This is a genomic window from Streptomyces sp. NPDC051963 (assembly GCF_044593495.1).
Taxonomy (GTDB): Bacteria; Actinomycetota; Actinomycetes; order Streptomycetales; family Streptomycetaceae; genus Streptomyces.
In genome coordinates, this window is the sequence record NZ_JBIUCC010000034.1 from 1 (window position 1) to 1,050 (window position 1,050).

A 1,050-nucleotide genomic window follows, 5' to 3' on the forward strand; every position below is an offset into this window, starting at 1 on the left:
ACGACCTCGTGCACGGTTGGCCGTGGCATGTCGAGGTGTGTGGTGTTGTCGGTGTTTACGCTCGACAGACATGTCCGAGGGTGGCGGTCTGCTGGTGTGAGAGCAGTCCGGCGACGGCTTGGACGATGTCACTCATGTGTTCGCGTCGGCCATGGTGGCGGGCGAGAGCCCGCCAGTTCTTCAAGTGGGCGATGCCGTGCTCGACGCGGATGCGCCGTGAGGAGTGCGCCTTGCGCTGGAGTTCGTGCCGCTCCTCGTACCAGGCGGGAGCGTTCTTCTTGAACTTGCGATGCGGGGGCGTCATCACGCGTCCGCCGCTCTGCGCGCCCATGCCCTGGTAGCCGGCGTCCGCGAGGATCTCCATGAACGGGCCGTCGGCCAGGAGCCAGGCCAGTCCGAGCTGTCGGGCCTGGGTGATGTCGGCGCAGCTGCCCGGCCGGACCGGGCTGCAGAACAGCACGCGCCCCTCGGTATCTGTGAGGACCATGGCCTTCACGGCGTTCTGCTTGGTCTTGCCGGAGACGAATTTGTACCGATCCTTGCGGCCTGCGGCCGGGCGCCGCACACGGATCTCCGTGCCATCGATGATCCCGGTCCCACCGTCGGCACCCAGGTACTCAACGACCTCGGCGAGAGTCCGCAGCCGCATATCCGGCGCGACGGTGCAGCCCCGTTGCGCGAGCAGTGGCCGCACCTCGCCGATGGCCCGGGTGACGGTGGAGCGGTCCACGCCGAACCAGCAGGCCAGCACGTCATGAGTGGTGCCATGGCGCAGACTCACCAGAGTCGCCAGCAGTCGGTCAATGAAGACGAACTTGTGCTTCGCCCCGGCCCCTACCGCCCGTCGTCGCGGTCGAGTCATGAGGCGTGCCTGATGTTGCGCGTGCCACAACGGCCCTATCTCAGCAACGAGTTCAGCAATCACCGTCGGCGACAATCCAGTGATCCGGTACTCCGCCACGATCAATTCGCGCGCCCCAGCCCCCATCATGCCCAGTTCAACGAGCTACCCGGGGCCAAGCCACGGCCAACCGTGCACGAGGTCGTTAG

The 1,050-nt window shown here is 66.5% G+C and carries 1 protein-coding gene; it reads right to left on the reverse strand.

Features of this window, described 5'->3' with window-relative positions:
- Nucleotides 1–55: 55 nt before the first annotated feature.
- Nucleotides 56–862, reverse strand: coding sequence for a transposase family protein (locus tag ACIHFB_RS45835; RefSeq protein WP_400130038.1), 807 nt, complete (start codon nt 860–862; stop codon nt 56–58).
- Nucleotides 863–1,050 lie beyond the last annotated feature (188 nt).

Coding starts and splice junctions, on each gene's coding strand:
- ACIHFB_RS45835 (WP_400130038.1), bottom strand. CDS start 862: ATGACTCGACCGCGACGACGGGCGGTAGGGGCCGGGGCGAAGCACAAG.